Source organism: Merdibacter massiliensis (assembly GCF_900155395.1).
GTDB classification, from domain to species: domain Bacteria; phylum Bacillota_I; class Bacilli_A; order Erysipelotrichales; family Erysipelotrichaceae; genus Merdibacter; species Merdibacter massiliensis.
This window is the reverse complement of record NZ_LT699728.1, coordinates 216162-236613: the sequence shown is the minus strand read 5'-3', so window position 1 is coordinate 236613 and position 20452 is coordinate 216162. Positions and strand designations below refer to the sequence as shown.

The following is a 20452-nucleotide window of genomic DNA, read 5'->3' as shown; positions in this document are numbered from 1 at the left end:
TAGGAGAATGAAGCGGATTCATGAGAAAACTGACAAGAGAACAAAAGATTGAATTATACGAAAAGCGTTTAGCAGGAGCAACAATTAGTGAACTATCCAAGGAGTTTGCGTTGCGTAAAGAAGGTGTCAAGTATTTGTTGCGCTTGATCAATATGCATGGATACAGCATTCTTCGCGATGGACACTGCCGTCATTACACAAAAGAAATGAAAGAACAGGCAATCTTAGAAGTATTAAATGATAAAAAAAGCATTGGAGAGACTGCAATCAAATACGGTCTCTCCAGCAAAACGGCCTTAACGAATTGGGTCAAAGATTATCAGAATAACGGCGATCGTGTCGTGGAACGCAAAAGAGGGCGTCCACGCACGAAAGTCTTGCAGGAAGCGTAATCAAAAAATATGTATTAAACGCATAAAATGATAAAACCTGACAAGACATTTTCCCTATTATTGGGATGAAGGAGTGAAAAAGTGCATAAAGCAAAGAAATTAGCAGCTGTTGCAGCTGCAAGTATGATGGCATTCTCGATGGTCGCAAGCAATGTCTTTGCTAAAGAACCATCCGAAGATCCAGTACGCTTCGATGCGGAACGATCTGGTTATAACGCTGAAACAAAACGGTATGAGATGTATTATATCATCGATGAAAACACGGATGCAGATGCAGTCACAGTGAACTTCGGCGATGATTGGATGCGTCTGGTCAGTGCAAATGAGAGGTATTTATCTCCGGGAGGGAAATATCAGGCAGACATCCATATCGAAAATGATTCTACGCATACATATGCCTATCAAAGCGGCGGCTTATCTGTCAATACACCAGCCTTGGCATCTGATCATTTATCTCCATTCTTTGGTTTTGATGGAAAACAGATACCGTTTGATTCTGTGATCGTGATGACACCGGATGATAAGGTGTTGCGTGATTTATATGGCAAGAAAAGTTTTACAGTAGAAGATTTGTTAGGGATCTATGATGTATTGGCCGCAAAAGGTTATACCGGAGATGAAGCGCTGACGGAGTATACATTGGATTATTATCGTCAAAAAGACGGTGTCAATTATACTGACTGGAATGACTTCATGGCTCAGAAAGGTCCATCTTATGCAAATGATTTTGGCGTAAGTTACAATGGCATCTATACGGTTGATAAAACCACGTTGGATGCTTTGCTTGCAAAATATCCAAAAATGGCTCCGTTTGTACGGATGGGCGATGAAACAAATGGAAAAGTAGAAATTCAGATCGTTTATCCGGAAGAAGCATTAGCGGTTACTCATTATGCTTATTTCTATAAAGATCTCTTTGCCCTTGGTTTTTCTCCGGAAGTATGTGATCAGATGAATCCAAATGGTACAGGTGTCAATTTCACCCGCACTTTAGGATTAGGTGATTATTTGGATCATTCAACAGATCCATACATGCAGGCGGATGCTTACATTTCTGGATTAAAGAATGCTGATGGTTTGTCAAAGGGTGAATCTCTTGGCGATGATGGAATCCGTACAGCATTTACTTTAGATGGACCTGGCATGGGCAATGGATATCAGAATTATGCATTTGGATTTGATTTGTCGATCACGCTGTCTAGGATCGATACGACTTATACGATCGAACATCAGTACTATACGAAAACAGATGATGGTGAATATGAATATGATGGTTCTGTCACATTAGATCCAGTAGAGGCAGTGATTGGTGATCAGATCGATCTGGATACGATCGAGCGCTTATTAAGCTACAATGGCAATACCTATGCTTGTGTAACAAATGGCGGTACGTTGACACTGACCAATGATGCGCAGGCAAATCATATCGTGATCGAATATCGTAGAGAAGTGAAGAGCGAAACACCGCAAGATCCGCAGGAGCAGCCGCAGGATCCGCAAACGCCACCTAAAGATGATGGTACAGATCAGAAGCCGACTGTACAAGAACAAGTAGAAACGGCAGCTGGAAACATGCAGATCATCTGGGAACTGGCTGTTGCATTTGGCGGTATTGGATTGATCGGTATTTGGCTTCGTCGTCGTGCATAAGAAAAGCAGTTGAATCCTCAACTGCTTTTCCTTATTATAAGATGGATAATTCCTTGCAGATCTGAATCAAGCGGTGCCGGCGGTTTGCTTCTGCAGGAATCTGCAAGTCTTGTAAATAACGTGCCAGAATGTCTGCATCTTTCAAACACTCGCTGATGGGATCTCCTTTTTTCTCCTTATCCGAGTGAGACTGGATCGCTTTTAAGATTGTTTGGCATTCATTGGCTGAAAAATCAGTGCTTTGTAAATAAGCTTTTGCATATTTCGCACTCTTTTCAGCATGTCCTAAATGAGGACAATTATAGATGAAGATTGCAATATCATGCAGCAAAGCAGCAACTGCACACAATTCGCCATCTAGATGGCGGTGCTTTGCCAATATGATGCACGCATCACAAACGGCTAGCGTGTGAGTGATTGCTTCTTCCCGCAGAGCGGGTAATTGAATGGATGTAAATTGCGACAAGATGTTTGTCCGCAAAGAAAGATAACGTTTCATCCATGCACCTCCATAAAGATCATAGCAGAAAAAAACACGCTGTGCGTGTTTTTTTAAGCAACAACTTTTACGTTGGCAGCTTGTTGTCCGCGATCCCCTTCAACAACGTCGAATGTCACGGTCTGTCCTTCTTCCAAAGAACGGAAACCTTCTGCCTGAATAGAAGAATAATGTACGAATACATCTTTTCCTTCATCAGTAGTGATGAATCCATATCCTTTTTCTGCATTAAACCATTTTACTTTACCAGTGTTCATAATCATACCTCCTGTTATTTCTGAAATAAGTAATAGTAAATAAAAAATTCATGTGTACATTCCCAGAAATCAAACATTCAACTCGCTATAATGATTTCTAGAAAACACATGAAATTATACTTAAAGTTGCTTATGTTCATCACTATCATAGCGAATGTGATATAAAAAGTCAATCAAATCTTTTGGAAATAAAAGTATTGGAAAAAAGTAGCAGATATGAAAATATATGTTTAGGGTTGGATTTGAAGCAAGATGTATGTTTTCATTTTCCTATTTTCAGATTTAGAGTATAATAAGGATGTCAGAAATGACTGCTGGGAGGATTTGAATTATGCTCATTAAAGATGATATGCTTCGTGAGGCCATCGCACGTACCTTGCGTATTCGTGAAGATGAAATCAGTGAAGAAAAAATGTTGGAACTGCGTAACTTATCTGTCCGTTATTCAGGTATTACTTCTTTGGAAGGATTGGAATATGCAGAGAATCTAGAATCATTGGATCTATGCGGAAATGATATCGAGATCTTGGATCCTATCCGTAATTTACGTAATATCGAACGTTTAAATGTGTCCAAAAACCGTTTGCGTGATCTTCAGGCACTGCATGGCTTTCGTCAATTAAAAAAATTAGATATATCACGCAATAACTTATATACAATGGATATTTCAGCTGTTGCCGGTATGATCGATCTGGAAGAACTGAATCTGGAACGCAGCAAGATTGATAACATCATTTATTTGGAAAACACTAAAAAATTGCGTGTCCTTTATATCGGTATTGAAAATGGCCCTTTCCCTGTAAGTATCTTAGGTACCCTGAAAAATTTGAAAGAACTGCATATGAATAAGATGTGGTTGTATAATATCGATGATCTGACGTATCTGACAAGTGTGGAGGTCTTGGATCTGTCGACAAACTTGTTCAGCGATCTTTCACCGATCACATCAATGAAAAATCTGCGCTCTTTAGATGTATCGAATTGTCCGTATCTGAAAGATTATACATTATTAAAGGATATGGAACATCTGGAAGTTTTAAACTTATCTTATAATCATCCGGACAGTTTTTCTTTCTTGAGAGATCTAACATCGTTGAAAGAACTGCGCATGGTGCAGACCGGTATCCATGATGTGAGCGTGCTCAGCAATTTGCGAATGCTTTGCAAAGTAGATCTTTCTGAAAATAAATTGGATCGCTGCGGTACATTGAAACATTTGGAAAACCTGGTTTTCTTTAAAGCAAGTCATTGCCAGCTGCGTAATGTGGAGTTCTTAAAAAATTCGAAGAACTTAGTAGAACTAAATCTGTATACGAATCTGATAGAGGATATCGAAGTGCTGCAGTCTTGCAAAAGCATGACGGTATTAAATGTAGGAAATAATGCAATCAAAGATATCACATGTTTACAAAATATGAAACAATTGGAAATCTTAGGTCTTGAAAATAACAATGTATCGGATATTTCTCCTTTATCGCAGTTACATGATCTATGCAAGATCGATCTTTACAACAATATCATCACGGATCTGCGTCCATTATCTAAACTGGAGTATCTGTCTTATTTGCGTTTGGATCACAATGCGATCGTTGATCTGAAACCTCTATCTTCTTTGAAGTATCTGCGTTCCTTAACTTTAAAAGCAAACTACATTACTGATGTTTCGCCATTGAAAGATCTGACGTTGCTGCAGGAATTGCGCTTGGATGACAATCCGATCGAAGATACAAGTGTATTGGAAGAAATGGAATTTTATGATCGTTTCTCAATGAAATAAAAGAAAGCAAGGAGCCCCTTGCTTTTTTCATAAGTTAAATATATTAAAAAGTTCACAAATTAGATGGATTGTGCTATACTTTGGATGGTGATGAAGGATGGTACAAAAAAGTGTCCCCAAAGCTACATTGCAGCGTTATCCAGTTTATTTGAAGGCGCTGCGCAAGCTAAAAAGAAATGGTGTTGAGAGGATCATGTCAAAGGAATTGGCCAGCGTGGTCAATATCGAACCTACGACCATACGCCGTGATTTTTCTTTTTTAGGCAATTTAGGGAAACAAGGCTATGGTTATGATGTGAACTTATTGATCGACATTTTCAATCAAGAGCTGGGAATGGATTTTGATGAAAAGATCATCTTGGTCGGAGCCGGCAACATGGGACGTGCCTTGATGAAATACAACCGTTGGGACTATGTGGTTGGCGAGATCACTTGTGCTTTTGATATCGATCCATCCAGACGGGGAGAAACATTCGGTATCCCTGTGTATTCGATGGATGAATTGGAAGAGAAGATCCCGGAAGGATGCCGTATTGCTATCTTGGCTATTTCTATGGATATTCAAGCAACGGTCGATCGGCTGATTGCTTGCGGGATCATTGGTCTGGTCGATTTTACGCATGAGCACATTCAAGTTCCAAAAGGGGTTGTCTTAAAGACCGTGGATGTGGTATCATCTATTCAAGAACTTGTTTTTGAAACAAATTCTTTAAATGAAAGACGATGAAACAGAACATGGCAGATATGCCCGATCAAGCGATTCTGTGTGGGTGGAAGACAGAAATGCGGCAGTCTGTACGATGAACAGCTGTGGAGTTGGATCGGAGAAAACAAGTAGACGGTCCCGTGGAAGAGCGTTAATCAAAAGAGATGCACATGGCAGCATGTGAATCAGGATGGCACCGCGTAGGTTATTTACGTTCCTGTTATACAGGAACTTTTTTTATATAAGGAGGAAATGTTATGTTTGAATTTATGACGATTCGCGAATTGTATGAAATCGTCTTGGCAGGATCACATGTAGAAATCGATTCGATCGAATATGTATCTTTGCAAGGGTGGATCCGTACCAACCGTTCAAGCGGAAAGATCGGTTTTATTGAATTGAATGATGGAACGTATTTCCGCAATGCCCAATTGGTCTATGATTCTGATCTGAAAGATTTTGAACAGGTAGAAAAATATACGACAGGTTCCGCTTTGACCGTGATGGGAAAATTCGTATATACCCCGCAGGGGAAACAGCCTTTTGAAATTCAAGTGAAAGAAGTGACTTTGGAAGGGGCTTGCGATCACGATTATCCGCTGCAGAAGAAACGCCACAGCTTCGAATTTATGCGCGAGATCCCGCATCTGCGTCCGCGGGCAAACAGTTTCTATGCTATTTTTCGTCTGCGCTCTGTTTTGTCGATGGCGATTCATGAATTTTTCCAAAATCAGGGCTTTGTGTATGTGCATACGCCGTTGATTACTGGAAATGATGCAGAAGGTGCCGGAGAGACCTTTACTGTAACGACGCGGGATGATGCCAATTATGAAGAAGACTTCTTTGGCAAACATGCTTCCCTGACTGTTTCAGGACAGCTGCATGTGGAAGCATTCGCGATGGCTTTCCGTGATGTGTATACATTTGGACCAACTTTCCGTGCTGAGAATTCCAATACGACACGCCATGCTTCTGAATTCTGGATGATCGAACCGGAGATTGCATTTGCTGATCTGGAAGATGACATGGACCTGATCGAAGATATGGTGAAATACTGCATCAACTACTGTCTGGAAAATGCACCGGAAGAAATGAAGTTCTTTGAGAAGATGATCGATAAGGATTGCATCAAACGGATCACGAGCGTACGAGACAGTGAATTTAAACGCATGACTTATTCGGAGGCAATCGAATTGTTGAAAAAAGCCGATGTCAAGTTTGAAAATAATAAGATCGAATGGGGCATGGATCTGCAAAGCGAACATGAGCGTTATTTGTGCGAAAAAGTCGTAAATGGTCCTGTCTTCTTGACAGATTATCCAAAAGATATCAAGGCATTCTATATGCGTTTGAATGATGATGGAAAGACCGTAGCAGCTTGCGACTTGTTAGTGCCTGGTGTCGGCGAATTGGTCGGCGGCAGCCAGCGTGAAGAGCGTTACGATGTCTTGGAAGCGCGCATGAAGGAGATGGGCATGGAGTGTGAAAGCTTGCAATGGTATATGGATCTGCGCCGTTATGGCGGATGCAAACATGCCGGATTTGGACTTGGCTTTGACCGCATGCTGATGTATATGAGCGGCATGCAAAATATCCGCGATGTTGAACCATTCCCGCGTACGCCAAAAAATTTGGTATTTTAAGAAACAGCGAAATTCATCGCTGTTTTTTTCCTGCGTTTCACACGGGGAATACATTGTAATTTTTACGGTTTCTGCTATACTATTTATACGATTGGCAAAGAAGCAGAAAGGAGGATCGATATGCGATATGAACCTCGGAAAAGAAGTTTTCGCATGACATGGAAATTAGGAGTTTTATTTGTTTGTGTTGCGGTATTGATCTCCTTTCTGCTGATTCATTTTTTACGTCAGCCAGAAATACGGGGAAGTTTTCATGCCTGTAATTTCAGCAATAGCGAAATGAAAGATCTCCAAGATCAGTCGACAAATGTCATTGAGCTGGAAGACTATCTGTTTTATGGAGAAACCTTGTCATTGTATATGGATCCATATGACGGGGAACAGGATCCGATTTATGGAAAGATGATGGAGCTGGTCAATATCTGCAGCGGAGAACAGTACAGCTTTACGATCGGAAATACGGCAGACCGCCAGATCTACCTTCCGGATCTGAGCGATGGAACCTATGAAATTTATTTGATCGACAGTTTTGAAAAGAAGCGTGTCGTCTTTTCAAGTGCGATTAGCAGCGATCCCTTTCAAACGATGCGCCGCGATGGAAAAGTGAAACAGGCTACGCTGACCGCTTCACAAGATGCACTGGATATATACGGCGGTTCTTTGACAGCAAATTATGCTTTTCTTACCGTTGAAACAGTGACCCCAAGTGCAGAGAAAGCGGATGTCCTGATCGATCCGTTTGGATTATATACGACGATCTGGGGCGGTGTCGATCAGGGATATAGCGGAAACGGCATCGTCGAATATGAAGAGAGCTATCAAGTAGCGTTGAAGATGCAGGAATATCTAGAAAGTTATGGATTAAAGGTCCTGCTTGCCCGCGGCGAACAAGAGGTAGTCGAATATTATGGTGAAAATTCACGTGCATCCAAAGGGTATCAAAACGACGCCAATTATTTGATCAGTGTCGGTTTTACCTATGGCAGCGGCCATGCGGGAATTGAGACATATCACGGCATTCAGTCTTCCTCACGTCTGACCAACGGGATCATGTATTATTTATTGCAGACATATGGGATCAAGGGAAGCACGACATATACTTCATTGACCAATGTAGCAGGGATCTTTTCCTCTTCAGCAACACAGGGGGAAGATGGAAGAAGTGTATATGATGCGATGCCGGTATTCAGAGAAAGCGGCGGAAAAGCTACTTTGACCGGACAGTACAATGAAAACAGCAAGCAGAATGCAATGTATGCTGACGAGAACGGCATGCAGGGCATTGAACTGGATCTTGCTTGTTTGAGCGATGAGGACGATGTACAAAACTACAAGAAAAACAAAGAAACGATCATCAAAGGATTGTGTGAAGGTTTTCTTTCCACATTAGGTATCGACGTTCAGGCAAATTCATAATAAAGGGGGATGAGAAACATGCGCTATCAGATCAATAAAGGAACAAAAGCATATGGTGCATCTACGATCTTCCAGGATATACAGTTTGAGATCAGAAATAATGAGAAAATTGCCGTGGTCGGCCGCAATGGGTGCGGCAAGACCACTTTATTAAAGATCATTGCCCAAGAAGAAGAATTAGACAGCGGTTCGATCCATAAAGAAAATGGGATACAGATCGGTTACTTGGCACAGACGACATTCAAAGATGAAGAACAAAGCGTTCGAAGCGAGATGGAGAGAGCATTTGAGCGCGTCAAACAGTTGGAAAAAGAATTAAATGCAGCGGCCAAACAGTTAGAAGCGAGTGCAGATGAAAAACAATTGGAAAACTATGCACGGATACAAGAGGCATTTGAAGAGGCCGGCGGCTATCAGTGGGAAAGCGAAATGATGAATATCGTTACCCGTTTTGGCTTCACCAAAGAAGATCTGCAGCGCAAGATCAAGGAATTCAGCGGAGGACAGCGTACCCGTTTGGCATTTGTGAAACTGCTTTTGTCCAAACCGGATATCTTGCTGCTGGATGAGCCGACCAATCATCTGGATATTGAAACGATCGAATGGCTGGAAGGCTACGTGGCACATTATCCCAAAGCTGTCGTGCTGGTATCCCATGACCGCACCTTCTTAGATCATGTCTGCGATGTCGTCTATGAGATCGAGTTTGGCGTCATGCGCCGCTATCCGGGCAACTATACGCACTATGTAGAAACGAAAAAACAAGACCTGGAAATTCAGAAAAGCGCTTATGCCCGACAACAAAAAGAAATTGCGCATATGGAAGAATTGATCGAGAAATTCCGATATAAGAAGAATAAAGCGGCATTCGCCCAATCGAAGATCAAGTATCTGCAGCGCATGGACAAGATCGAAGATCCGCAAAGCGACGATGTGACGTTTCATGCAAAATTTCATGTTGCCAGACGCGGCGGCAACCGTGTGCTGGATATCGAAAATCTGCAGATCGGGTATGATCATCCTTTATGCAATGTCAACTTACAGATCTTGCAGGGACAGCGTGTAGCAGTGATCGGACCCAACGGGCATGGAAAGTCGACGTTGATGAAGACATTGATGGGACAAGTGAGACCGTTGGCGGGCACCTTCTTATTCGGACATCAGATCGACATTGGCTATTTTGATCAGGAACTTGCCCAGTTTGATTCAACAAAGACGGTGTTAGAAGAAGTATGGGACAGTTTTCCGCAATTGGACCGTACGCAGGTGCGTACCGCATTAGGCAGCTTCCTGTTTACCCAGGATGAAGTATTTAAGACGATCGACTGCTTATCCGGAGGAGAAAAGGTGCGATTGAGTTTTGTGAAACTGCTTTTGTCACAGCCAAACTTCCTGATGCTGGATGAGCCGACCAACCATTTAGATTTATTGGGAAAAGAAGCATTAGAAGAATCCTTGGAAAACTATGAAGGAACGATGCTGTTCGTATCACACGATCGCTATTTTATCTCAAAATTAGCAACATCGATCTTGGAGATCAAAGATGGAAAAGCAGTGTATTATGCATTGACATATGATGAATACATGCAAAAAGATCAACAGCAGCCCTCCATCATCGAGAAGGAACAGGAGCCTGCAAAAAAAGGCTATGTCCGAAATTTCAATTATGCCAAAGCGGTCAAACAGCTGGAAGAAAAGATTGCAAAAAAAGAAGAGGAATTGGAATCGCTGCGTCAGCTGCGTTTTGAACCAGAGTATTACCATGATTTTAAAAAGATGAACGCACTGGATGAACAGATTGATCAAGTCCATCTGGAAATTGATCACATGATGGAACAATGGGAAGAATATAGTGAACATTTGACTTAAACAACGACCGGACAACTAAAAATTGTTCGGTTTTTTAGTGCTTCTTTTTTTGTTTGCGTATACATACAGTATCAATGAAGCGGGGGAAACAGATGGAAGAAGCAAAAATGAAGATCCAGGATTTTTATCATATGGTAAAGATCCATGCAATGATGGGAAATGAGGCGGACATATTCACTATTTCTACAGAAGAACTGCAGGGGCTGCTGCGCTGCTATTTGTATTGCTTAGAAGGAATCTTATCGGATCTCAGGGAGAGAACTTGTGAAAGGTGAAAAGATCAATGATTCCTTGGTGCACATGGAGCATTGTATGCATGCATTATTGCGACAATGTAAAAAAAGGGATGAACAAGGACAGAATTTTTTACAAAAAGTGATGGCAGAACAATTGCAGAACCTGATCGAAGCCGCATTTGCAAAGTGTGATTATGAAAATGAAGTGCTGCTGCGCAAGGTATATATCGAAAGACGCTCTTTAAAGGGAATGAGCCAGGAAAGACAAGCCAAAAAGAAAAAAGCCGGACTGAAACAATTCTTTGATTGCTTAAATATGTGAAAAATGTTATTATAAACGTTAGAGAAGCATGTAAGCGATTTACTGCTTGATCTGTTGCAAAGCATATAAAGATTGTATCAGTAGAGGAGGATTTTGTATGTTAAAAGGTATTGCGGCATCTGCCGGTATTTCAATCGCAAAAGCGTATAAGCTGGAATCTCCAAAAGTTGAGATCGTAAAAAAAGAAGGAGATCCTGCTGCAGAGGTTGAAAAATTCAATGCGGCATTAGAAAAAACAAAGAAAGATATTGAAGGGGTCAAAGAACGTGCTGCGAAACGTTTGTCAGAAGAAGAATTAGCAGTATTCGATGCCCATTTGATGATGGCAGGCGATCCAGAATTTGCTGGTCAGATCGTTTCTATGATCGAAAGTGAAAAAGTTAATGCAGAATATGCTGCAGATACAGTAGCAAATCAGATGATCACGATGTTTGAATCGATGGACAATGACTATTTCAGAGAAAGAGCTGCAGATATCAAAGACGTTACTTTCCGTTTAAAATGTAATTTATTAGGTCTGACGATTCCGGATCTGACAGCAATCGACGAAGACAGCATCATCGTTGCTTATGATTTGACACCATCCGATACAGCACAGTTGAATGAATATGTCAAAGGTTTTGCGACCAGCATCGGTGGAAAGACAAGCCATTCTGCCATCATGGCAAACTCATTGGAAATTCCTGCAGTTGTTGGTTGTGGCGATGTCTTGTCAGCAGTAAATCAGGGCGATCTGTTAGTATTGGATGCCATTGAAGGAAAAGTCATCATCAATCCAGATGAAGCAACTGTAAAAGAATATGAAGCAAAAGCAAAAGCTTACAAAGAAGAAAAAGAAGCACTAAAAGTATTGATCAATGCAAAATCTGTTACGACGGATGGACATGAAGTAGAATTAGCCGGTAACATCGGCGGTGTGAAAGATGTAGAAGGCGTATTGAAAAACGGCGGTGAAGGCGTTGGTCTGTTCCGTACGGAATTCCTGTATATGGACAGTGATCACTTCCCAACAGAAGATGAGCAGTTTGAAGCATATAAAGCTGTATTGGAAGGCATGGGCGGAAAGAAAGTCGTTGTTCGTACACTAGATATCGGCGGTGACAAGAAACTGAAATACTTTACTTTCCCTGAAGAAATGAACCCATTCTTAGGTTATCGTGCAATTCGTTTATGCCTGGATCGTACAGATATCTTCCGTACGCAGTTACGTGCGCTGATCCGTGCATCTGTATATGGCAAACTGTGCATCATGTTCCCAATGATCGCTACGGTCAAAGAATTCTGTGATGCAAAAGCAATTTACGAAGAAGAAAAAGCAAACTTGATCAAAGAAGGAGTACAGGTTGCAGATGACATCCAAGTAGGTATGATGGTAGAGATTCCTGCAGCTGCAGTATTGGCAGATCAGTTCGCAAAATATGCCGACTTCTTCTCTATTGGTACAAATGATTTGATCCAGTACTCTATGGCAGCTGACCGTATGAGCGAACATGTATCTTATTTGTATCAGCCATACAATCCATCTGTATTGCGTTTGATCAAGATGACGATCGACGGCGCACATAAAGAAGGCAAATGGGCAGGTATGTGCGGTGCCATGGCTGGTGAAGAATATGCAGCACCGATCTTGTTAGGTTTAGGTCTGGATGAATTCTCTATGTCAGCAACACAGATCTTGAAAGCTCGCCAGATCATCAATGGTCTCAGCAAGAAAGAAATGGAAGCTGTCGCTCAAGAAGCATTGAACAAACAGACAGCAGATGAAGTACTTGCTTACGTAAAGGAAAAATTAGGAAAATAATCATCTGATCAGAGGTGTGTTCATTTTGAACGCACCTTTTTTATGAAATAAGAGGAAATCTTCCCTGAAACCTTATTCAACCGGTTTACTTTTTGCTCAAAATATCTTAAAATTTAATAGTACGTAAAATACAATGAGGAGGAAACTATGAAAATTTCATCACTACAAAAAGCTAGATATGCGTATTCTCCAAAACTTCCAGGAATGCTGAGACACGGCATTGCAGATATCTGCGTTAAAGAAGGGGAAGCTACACAAAGCGTGGCAGATCAAGAAAAGATCAAAGCTTTGTTCCCAAATACGTATGGTGAAAAAGAAATCACTTTCGCGAAAGGAACAAATACAGCACCAGCTAAAAAACAGGTCGTTGGTGTTATTCTTTCCGGTGGACAGGCGCCAGGCGGACATAACGTAATTTGCGGTCTGTATGATGCTTTAAAAGCAACGAATAAAGAAAACGTATTGTACGGTTTCAAAAATGGACCAATCGGTTTGATCGAGGACAACTATGTGATCTTTGATGATGAATACATCGATCAATACAGAAATACAGGTGGTTTTGATATCATCGGTTCAGGAAGAACAAAATTAGAGACAAACGAACAGTTTGCAATCGTTGCAGAAGTATGCAAGAAACATGGCATTACAGCAATCGTTATCATCGGTGGCGATGATTCCAATACCAATGCAGCTGTACTTGCAGAATACTTTGCAGCACACAACACAGGTGTACAGGTAATCGGATGCCCTAAAACAATTGACGGTGACCTGAAAAATGAAGACATCGAATGTTCTTTCGGTTTCGATACAGCAACAAAAACATACAGCGAGATCATCGGCAACATTGAGCGTGATGCAAACTCAGCTAAAAAATATTGGCACTTCATCAAAGTCATGGGACGCAGTGCTTCTCATGTTGCATTGGAATGTGCTCTTGAAACACAGCCAAACATCTGCTTGATCTCTGAAGAAGTGGCAGCTAAAAAGATGTCTCTTTCACAGATCGCCGATTACATTGCCGATTCAGTAGAAAAACGTGCTGCAAAAGGCATGAACTTCGGTGTTGCCATCATTCCTGAAGGTGTTGTTGAATTCGTTCCGGAATTCTCCGTACTGATCCAGGAAATCAACGAATTGCTTGCAGGCAGCAAAGCTGATGCATTTAATGCACTGCCAACATGGAAAGACAAATATGAATTCATCGAAAACGGTCTGACAAAAGAGTCTATGGAAGTATTCGCTATTCTTCCAGAAAGCATTCAGCAGCAATTGTTCTTGGAACGTGATCCACATGGCAACGTGCAAGTATCCTTGATCGAATCAGAGAAATTGTTCTCTGCATTAGTAAAAGACAAATTGGAAGAAAGAAGAAAAGCTGGTACATACAATGGCAAGTTCAGCGCATTGCATCATTTCTTAGGATACGAAGGAAGATGTGCATTCCCTTCTAACTTTGATTCTGATTACTGCTATTCTTTGGGTTACAATGCATGCATGCTGATCCAATACGGATATAATGGATATCTGTCAAAAATCTCTAACTTGTCAAAACCTGCTTCAGAATGGGTAGCTGGCGGTATGCCAATCACAAAAATGATGAACATCGAAAGACGTCACGGTGAAGACAAACCAGTTATCAAGAAAGCATTGGTTGAACTGGACGGCAAACCATTCAAGTATTTTGAAGCACACAGAGATGAATGGTCAGTAGAAACTAGCTTCGTATATCCAGGTGCAATCCAGTACTATGGACCAGAAGAAGTTTGTGATATCACTACAAAAACTTTAGCTTTGGAACATGAATAATAAAGAAAAATAGGGAACAGTGAAAGCTGTTCTCTTTTTTTACCAATAAAGCGACCATATTTGCCACAATGATCGAAAAAGAAAAGAAGTGTGCTATAGTATAAGTGTCAAAAGAAAGAGCTTATAACACAGCTTCTCAAAGAATGCTTAGAGAAAAAGGAAAATAAGGAAACTGTAAAAAAAAACAGAAAGAAGCAGGAGAGAAGTTGTTAAAAAATCAATATCGTGAAACAAGTAAGCAAGAGAGGAAAGGAGTTCATCTGGGATCATAATACAGGATGATGAAGGAGATTCCCTCAAGCAGAAAGTAAAAAAGAACGATATTGGTTCTGAAGCAAAGGAAATGAATGAGACTGATCAGCAGGTGAAAGATACGAAAAGATCAGGAAGTTCAGAAGAAGGTACAAAGCTTCAGGGTTATAGAAGAGAAGGGATGCCGATCGGCATCTCTTTTCTTTTGTCTATAAAAAAAGAAAAAAGCTCATATAACATAGGAAGATAGTGATTGTAAAAAAAATGAGGTAGGGGTATAATGATTTTAGATACAGTAAGTAATACAGAAAGGATGAAAAAAATGAAGAAGTTGTTAAGTTTATTAGTATCGGGTTTTATGATATTCACTTTAATGTCACCTGTACTGGCGGCAAATGAACCAGTAGCAAGTGATGGTGAACAAGAATTTGATACCTTGCAATCAGCTATTGATTCAAATGCTACTAAAATTAAGTTATTAAAAGATGTGATATGATCCCACTAAAGTGGACACACGAAATAAATAAACGTGGTTCTATGGAGGTGGGATTTTTCTATGGGGAGAAAACCAAAATTATCAGTTGAACAAAAAGCGAATATTTGTGAACAGTATTTAGGTGGAAAGAAAAGTGTAAGAGAACTGTCTCAAGAATTTGATGTTGGTGTAACCGTTATACGACTATGGTCAAAGATGTATCAGGCAAATGGTGTAAGTGGTTTACAGACAAGTTTACATAATGCAACCTATACGAAAGAGTTTAAGCAACAAGTGGTGGAAGCTTATTTCAACAAAGAAGGTACCATTAATGATCTGATAATTAAATATAAAATTCCTTCATCTACTACCCTAAGAAAATGGATCAAGAAGTATAATGACCTCGAAGAGCTTAAGGATTATGATCCTAAGCCGGAGGTATATATGAAAGATCGCACTAGAAAGACAACGCTGGCAGAACGCATGGAAATCGTAAATCATTGTCTGGAACACGGGAACAACTATAAACAAACAGCCGAGGTATTCGATGTCTCTTATACGCAGGTCTATCAGTGGGTCAAGAAATATCAGTCATATGGAGAAGACGGACTTGTCGATCGTCGTGGACAGCACAAGAGGAATGAGGAGCTCAGCGATAACGAAATATTAAAGCGTAAGGTCAGGATACTTGAACGTCTGCTTAGAGAAAAGGAGATGGAGATCGATCTATTAAAAAAAGTACAAGAAATCGAAAGGAGGCGATCTTCTCTAAGACGAAAAACGAAGCAAAATACCTAGCAGTCAAGGAACTTCACAAGAAGAAGGATTACAGTATTCAATGGATGTGCAAACGTTTGAATACGAGGCGTTCCGCATACTATAAGTGGCTGAAACGTTCCATACCCAGCAATGAACAGGAAGATATGGAATTGGCAGAAATCATCATAGGCTACCATAAAAGATACGGTGGTATCTTAGGATATCGCAGAATGCGCCTATACATCAATCGCGATTATGACAGGCACTACAATACAAAACGGATCCATCGAATCATGAAAATCATGGATGTACATTCATCCATCAGGAGAACAAGAACGTGCTGCACAGTGGCAAACAAAGCAAACCAAACAGTAGAGAATGTACTTCACCGCGAATTTGAAGCGTCAAAGCCGAATGAAAAATGGACAACGGATGTAACGGAATTCAAGGTCCCGCATTCAACAGAGAAAATATATCTTAGTGCATTTTTAGATCTGTATGACCGTTCGATCATAGCTTGGTCAATCAGTAAGCGAAATGATAATGCGCTTGTATTCGATACGCTTAATAAGGCAATTGAGAAATATCCTGACACACATCCTCTATTTCATTCGGACCGGGGATATCAATATACCAGTCCATTATTCCAGAACAAATTGAAAAATTATGGAATGGTACAATCGATGTCCAGGGTAGCCTGTTGTTTAGACAATGGTCCAACAGAAGGATTATGGGGTATCATTAAAACAGAGATGTACCGAATGTATGAGATCCATACAAAGGAAGATTTAATTCAAGCAATTAGCAAATACATTGATTTTTATAACAATCGACGTTATCAAGCTAGATTCGATTCCAAAGCTCCTATGGAAGTAAGAGAGGAGGCGTTCAATAATAAGGCACCTAAAAAATATCCAATTGCATATAATCCAAAAATAGCAAAATATAAAGAGACCCTAAAAAACAAAGCCCAATCAGCATGATACTAATTGGGCAAGACTTTTTACTTATTAAACATGTCCACTTGACAGGGACCAGATCAATGTAAATGAGAGCATTGTTATTAGTAGTGATAAAGCTGTTACTATTGATCTAAATGGCAATGCTATTACTGCAAATGATGCAGATGCAATTTATGTTGCAAAAGGTGCATCATTGACCATTAATGGCGATGGAGAAGTGATTGCTGGTAAAGCAGGATGTGCTTCTGTTTTCAATAATGGAAATACAGTATTGAATGGTGGAAAATATACAAGAGATGGAGCAACCAATTGGTATACAATTGTCAATCATGGAACAATGACTTTATACGATGGGGTTGCTGTAGAAAATTTAAATACTGCTGATGTTTCAAGTTTAGTAGAAAATGGATACTATAGTTATAGCGGAAATAATGAGAGAAATAATTATGTAGAAGGTACAAATGAAGCGGAACCAGTCCTTACGGTCAATGGTGGTACGTTTAATACTGCAGGCTATAATTCTGTAAAAAATGATGAAGGAGGTTCATTGATTATAAACGGTGGATCCTTTACATCACAGAGAGCTAGCGGATCAGTTATTCAAAACTGGAATAAAGTGGAAATTAACGGTGGTACATTTACTGCTACTAAAGAAAATACTGCTGTGATTTCAAATGGAACATGGGGAAATTATGCCAAAGGCAATGCAGTAATTACCGGTGGTAACTTTATTGTTGATGAGAATGCTGCGAAAGCTGTGATATTAGGTTTTGGTGAAGGCAGTAGCACAGGTGGATCTTTAACTGTTGAAGGCGGATCATTTGACGGTTCTTTCGGTAATCCAACTGTATATTCAGTGGCTATAAAAAACTGTACATCAACAGTAGCTGTACCTACTGATATGCTTGCATCAGACGTTTCACAGATCATGCTGTCAGGAGATACTACTGCATACTATGTTGGAAACCAAGATGTTTTAGCAGAGACCGTTGCTAAAACTAATGATATGAAAGAAATTCAAGTATTAAATGGATCTATTACTCTTTCTAATATTCCAAATGGTGTGGTTGTAACAAATAATAGCGATGGTGAAGTGATCATCAACAATGAAACGGTGGGAAAAGATGATACGTTAACAGTTCATGTATGTGTATATGGAGAACCTACTTTCAATTGGAATACTGATAATTACAGTAAAGCAACTGCTTCTTTTGATTGCGTGGATGGCGATAGTACAGTTAGAATGGATGCTGTGATTACTTCAACAAGAGTTGAGCCAACTGTAGAAAAAGAAGGAAGCATTACATATGTTGCAAAAGTAGTATTTGAAGGAAAAGAGTATACAGATACAAAGACTGTGATATTAGATAAATTAGCACCAGAAGAAAAAGCTCCAATTATTATAAGCGGAAATAATGCTGTTTGGAATCAAGGATCTACAAATGGTTTATCATTTACATCAAATGCTGAATTTAAGGATTTTAAAAATGTCTTAGTGGATGGTAAAGTAGTTGATGCTCAAAATTATTCAGTTAAAGAAGGTAGTACAATTGTTACCTTAAAGATCGAATACTTAAATACATTAAGCGCAGGTACACATACTTTAAGTATTGTTTCAACAAATGGCAGTGCTGATACGAAATTTACTATTAGTACAAAAACAAATAATGAAACACAATCTTCTACAGAAACAACGAAACCAAACACTGAAAGTCCAGAAACAGCTGCTGCAATGTTTGGCGGAATGTTTGCAACGATGGCTGTATTAAGTGCAGGAATTGCAGTTGTTTTGTGGAAGAAAAGAGAACTTTCTAAATAACAAAGGAAGAAGAGGCTGTAACGAATAAGGAATAGCCAAAAATAAAAAATGCATCTAATCTCGAAAGAGAAAGGATGCATTTTTTGGTATAATTTAGCTATGAAAAACATCGAAGTGTTAGAGCTAAATCATTCCTATTTGAGCAATAGGAATTATACCGCATTTCAGATGATTTTACCACTGGATTGTGAAAAAAAGATCGATTCTTCTGATCCGGTGTACAGTTTTCTTGAAGTGATGGAAGGAGTCAACTGGAACAAATATCTTGATCACCCTGCTCACAGAGGGCGTGAAGAATATAATCCCTTCAAGATGATCAAAGTCATCCTGTTTGCGTTCATGAATCATATTTATAGTCTAAGAGATATTGAAAAAAGCTGTAGAACGGACATCCGTTTCATGTTCTTGATGCAGGAGGAAACGCCAAGTCACATGGCATTTCATCGTTTCATCCAAAAGTATTTAAAATATGACATCCAATTCATTTTTAGAGATATATTTGAATCAATTGAGATATTAGATCCGTCAATTGATCATGATACGGTTTATATTGATGGAACCAAGCTTGAGGCCAATGCCAACAAGTTTACTTTCATCTGGAAAAAGACCGCAATCAAAACAAGAGATAAAATATTCACTCGATTAAACGAATGGGTCAAGAAACTGGGTGATCGTATTGAAGCATCTCAAAAAGAGGAGTGGACAATAAAAGACATAGAGAATATGGCTAACCAAATTTTTCATATCGTTGAACAAGAGGGAATCACTTTCATTTATGGAAAAGGTAAGCGAAAAAGCCAGATTCAGCGTTATTATGATGAATTGATGAAATACAAAGAAACACTGCAAAACTGTTTGGAAAGAATTGAACTATGCGGACCTGACAGAAACAGCTGTTCGAAAACAGACCACGATGCAACGATGATGCACATGAAAGAGGACCATTACATGAAGACAGGAATCTTCAAGGCAGGATACAATGCACAGATAGCAGTAAGCAGCGAATATATCCAATTGGCTTGTATCTATCAGGATAGAACCGATCAAAAGACATTTATCAAATTTCTTGAAACATTCAGAGCACTTTATAACAGGATGCCTAAAACAGTAGTAGCGGATGCAGGATATGGATCCTATGATAATTATTTCTTCTGTTTAGAAAATGATATGGAAGCCTATATCAAATATACGATGTATTCAAAAGAAAAAGAAACGAGCTACAAGAAAAAAACATTCATCAAATCAAACTGGAACAGAAATGGAAATGGAAGATATATCTGCCCGGCAGGACATGAATTTAGCTGTATCAATGAAACGGTTGATAAGAGAAGCAAATATTATCGAATCAATCAAACGCACAGCTGTGGCAAATGCACGGATTGCCCACTCAAATCTCAATGTACGAAAGCCAAGGGAGATCGAACGATAAGCGTGAATCCGATACTTGAGGAGTTTGAAAGAACAGCGAGAAAAAAACTAAATAGCGAAGAAGGAATCCATCATCGAGTGCAAAGATCCATACAAAGCGAAGGAGCATTTGGAGTGATAAAAGAAGATTATGCTTATGACAGATTACATAGGAGAAGCATCAAAAATGTAGAAATGGAGTTCCTGTTGGTGTGCGTAGGCTTTAATCTGATGAAATATCATAACAAAAAAACAAGAAAAAAAGCACAAGCATAAATAATGTTGATGGGTTTTCCACAATAGGTGTTTTCATAATGCCAAAAAACAGGGATAATTGGGAGAATTGAAACAATTTCAAAGTAAAGAAAAGAAAAAAGAGGTCGTAACCTCAATAGACAGATTCG

At 39.7% G+C, this 20452-nt stretch carries 19 protein-coding genes; 17 read left to right on the top strand and 2 right to left on the bottom strand.

What is annotated here, in order from left to right; all coding sequences use genetic code 11:
* Positions 1-20: 20 nt before the first annotated feature.
* On the top strand, positions 21-392 hold the full coding sequence (locus BQ9859_RS11255; protein ID WP_075878253.1) for a helix-turn-helix domain-containing protein: 372 nt from the start codon (positions 21-23) through the stop codon (positions 390-392).
* An 81-nt stretch (positions 393-473) separates the two neighbouring features.
* Entirely contained in the window at positions 474-2042 is a 1569-nt protein-coding gene (locus BQ9859_RS11250) for a hypothetical protein (RefSeq protein WP_075878252.1), read from the top strand.
* Positions 2043-2076: 34 nt separating this feature from the next.
* Here BQ9859_RS11250 and BQ9859_RS11245 read toward each other — a convergent pair whose 3' ends face one another.
* Both BQ9859_RS11245 and BQ9859_RS11240 read right to left on the bottom strand, forming a co-directional pair.
* Positions 2077-2541 carry an HD domain-containing protein gene (locus BQ9859_RS11245; protein WP_075878251.1) on the bottom strand — a complete coding sequence of 155 codons (465 nt, stop codon included), beginning with the start codon at positions 2539-2541 and terminating at the stop codon, positions 2077-2079.
* Positions 2542-2594: 53 nt separating this feature from the next.
* Entirely contained in the window at positions 2595-2798 is a 204-nt protein-coding gene (locus BQ9859_RS11240) for a cold-shock protein (protein ID WP_075878250.1), read from the bottom strand.
* A 331-nt stretch (positions 2799-3129) separates the two neighbouring features.
* On the opposite strand from BQ9859_RS11240, the gene BQ9859_RS11235 reads away from it, so the two are divergent.
* The 15 genes from BQ9859_RS11235 to BQ9859_RS11170 all read left to right on the top strand — a co-directional run bounded on the left by BQ9859_RS11235 (position 3130) and on the right by BQ9859_RS11170 (position 20324).
* On the top strand, positions 3130-4575 hold the full coding sequence (locus BQ9859_RS11235) for a leucine-rich repeat domain-containing protein (RefSeq protein WP_075878249.1): 1446 nt from the start codon (positions 3130-3132) through the stop codon (positions 4573-4575).
* Between the two features lie 97 nt (positions 4576-4672).
* On the top strand, positions 4673-5302 hold the full coding sequence (locus BQ9859_RS11230) for a redox-sensing transcriptional repressor Rex (RefSeq protein ID WP_075878248.1): 630 nt from the start codon (positions 4673-4675) through the stop codon (positions 5300-5302).
* A gap of 236 nt (positions 5303-5538) precedes the next feature.
* Positions 5539-6924, top strand: a complete 1386-nt coding sequence (asnS, locus tag BQ9859_RS11225) for an asparagine--tRNA ligase (RefSeq protein ID WP_075878247.1) — start codon at positions 5539-5541, stop codon at positions 6922-6924.
* Positions 6925-7044: 120 nt separating this feature from the next.
* Entirely contained in the window at positions 7045-8340 is a 1296-nt protein-coding gene (locus BQ9859_RS11220) for an N-acetylmuramoyl-L-alanine amidase (protein ID WP_075878246.1), read from the top strand.
* 18 nt (positions 8341-8358) lie between these two features.
* A complete protein-coding gene (gene abc-f / locus BQ9859_RS11215; protein ID WP_075878245.1) occupies positions 8359-10209 on the top strand; it encodes a ribosomal protection-like ABC-F family protein in 1851 nt (616 codons plus the stop codon).
* A 92-nt stretch (positions 10210-10301) separates the two neighbouring features.
* Positions 10302-10484, top strand: a complete 183-nt coding sequence (locus BQ9859_RS11210) for a hypothetical protein (protein ID WP_075878244.1) — start codon at positions 10302-10304, stop codon at positions 10482-10484.
* Positions 10474-10767 (top strand): hypothetical protein, encoded by a 294-nt coding sequence (locus BQ9859_RS11205; protein WP_075878243.1) that lies wholly within the window; start codon positions 10474-10476, stop codon positions 10765-10767. The genes BQ9859_RS11210 and BQ9859_RS11205 overlap by 11 nt, the downstream gene beginning before the upstream one ends.
* A gap of 97 nt (positions 10768-10864) precedes the next feature.
* Complete coding sequence (gene ptsP, locus BQ9859_RS11200; RefSeq protein ID WP_075878242.1) at positions 10865-12568, top strand: phosphoenolpyruvate--protein phosphotransferase; 1704 nt, start codon at positions 10865-10867, stop codon at positions 12566-12568.
* A 147-nt stretch (positions 12569-12715) separates the two neighbouring features.
* Entirely contained in the window at positions 12716-14374 is a 1659-nt protein-coding gene (locus BQ9859_RS11195; RefSeq protein WP_075878241.1) for a diphosphate--fructose-6-phosphate 1-phosphotransferase, read from the top strand.
* A 343-nt stretch (positions 14375-14717) separates the two neighbouring features.
* Positions 14718-14876, top strand: a complete 159-nt coding sequence (locus BQ9859_RS12480) for a hypothetical protein (RefSeq protein WP_154666065.1) — start codon at positions 14718-14720, stop codon at positions 14874-14876.
* 72 nt (positions 14877-14948) lie between these two features.
* Positions 14949-15122, top strand: a complete 174-nt coding sequence (locus BQ9859_RS12475; protein ID WP_154666064.1) for a hypothetical protein — start codon at positions 14949-14951, stop codon at positions 15120-15122.
* Between the two features lie 60 nt (positions 15123-15182).
* Positions 15183-15899 (top strand): helix-turn-helix domain-containing protein, encoded by a 717-nt coding sequence (locus BQ9859_RS11185; RefSeq protein WP_075878239.1) that lies wholly within the window; start codon positions 15183-15185, stop codon positions 15897-15899.
* Entirely contained in the window at positions 15830-16843 is a 1014-nt protein-coding gene (locus tag BQ9859_RS11180; RefSeq protein WP_143404432.1) for an IS3 family transposase, read from the top strand. Before BQ9859_RS11185 ends, BQ9859_RS11180 begins: the two co-directional genes overlap by 70 nt.
* A 172-nt stretch (positions 16844-17015) precedes the next feature.
* Positions 17016-18641, top strand: a complete 1626-nt coding sequence (locus tag BQ9859_RS11175) for a hypothetical protein (RefSeq protein WP_075878237.1) — start codon at positions 17016-17018, stop codon at positions 18639-18641.
* Positions 18642-18740: 99 nt separating this feature from the next.
* Complete coding sequence (locus tag BQ9859_RS11170; RefSeq protein WP_075878236.1) at positions 18741-20324, top strand: IS1182 family transposase; 1584 nt, start codon at positions 18741-18743, stop codon at positions 20322-20324.
* Positions 20325-20452 lie beyond the last annotated feature (128 nt).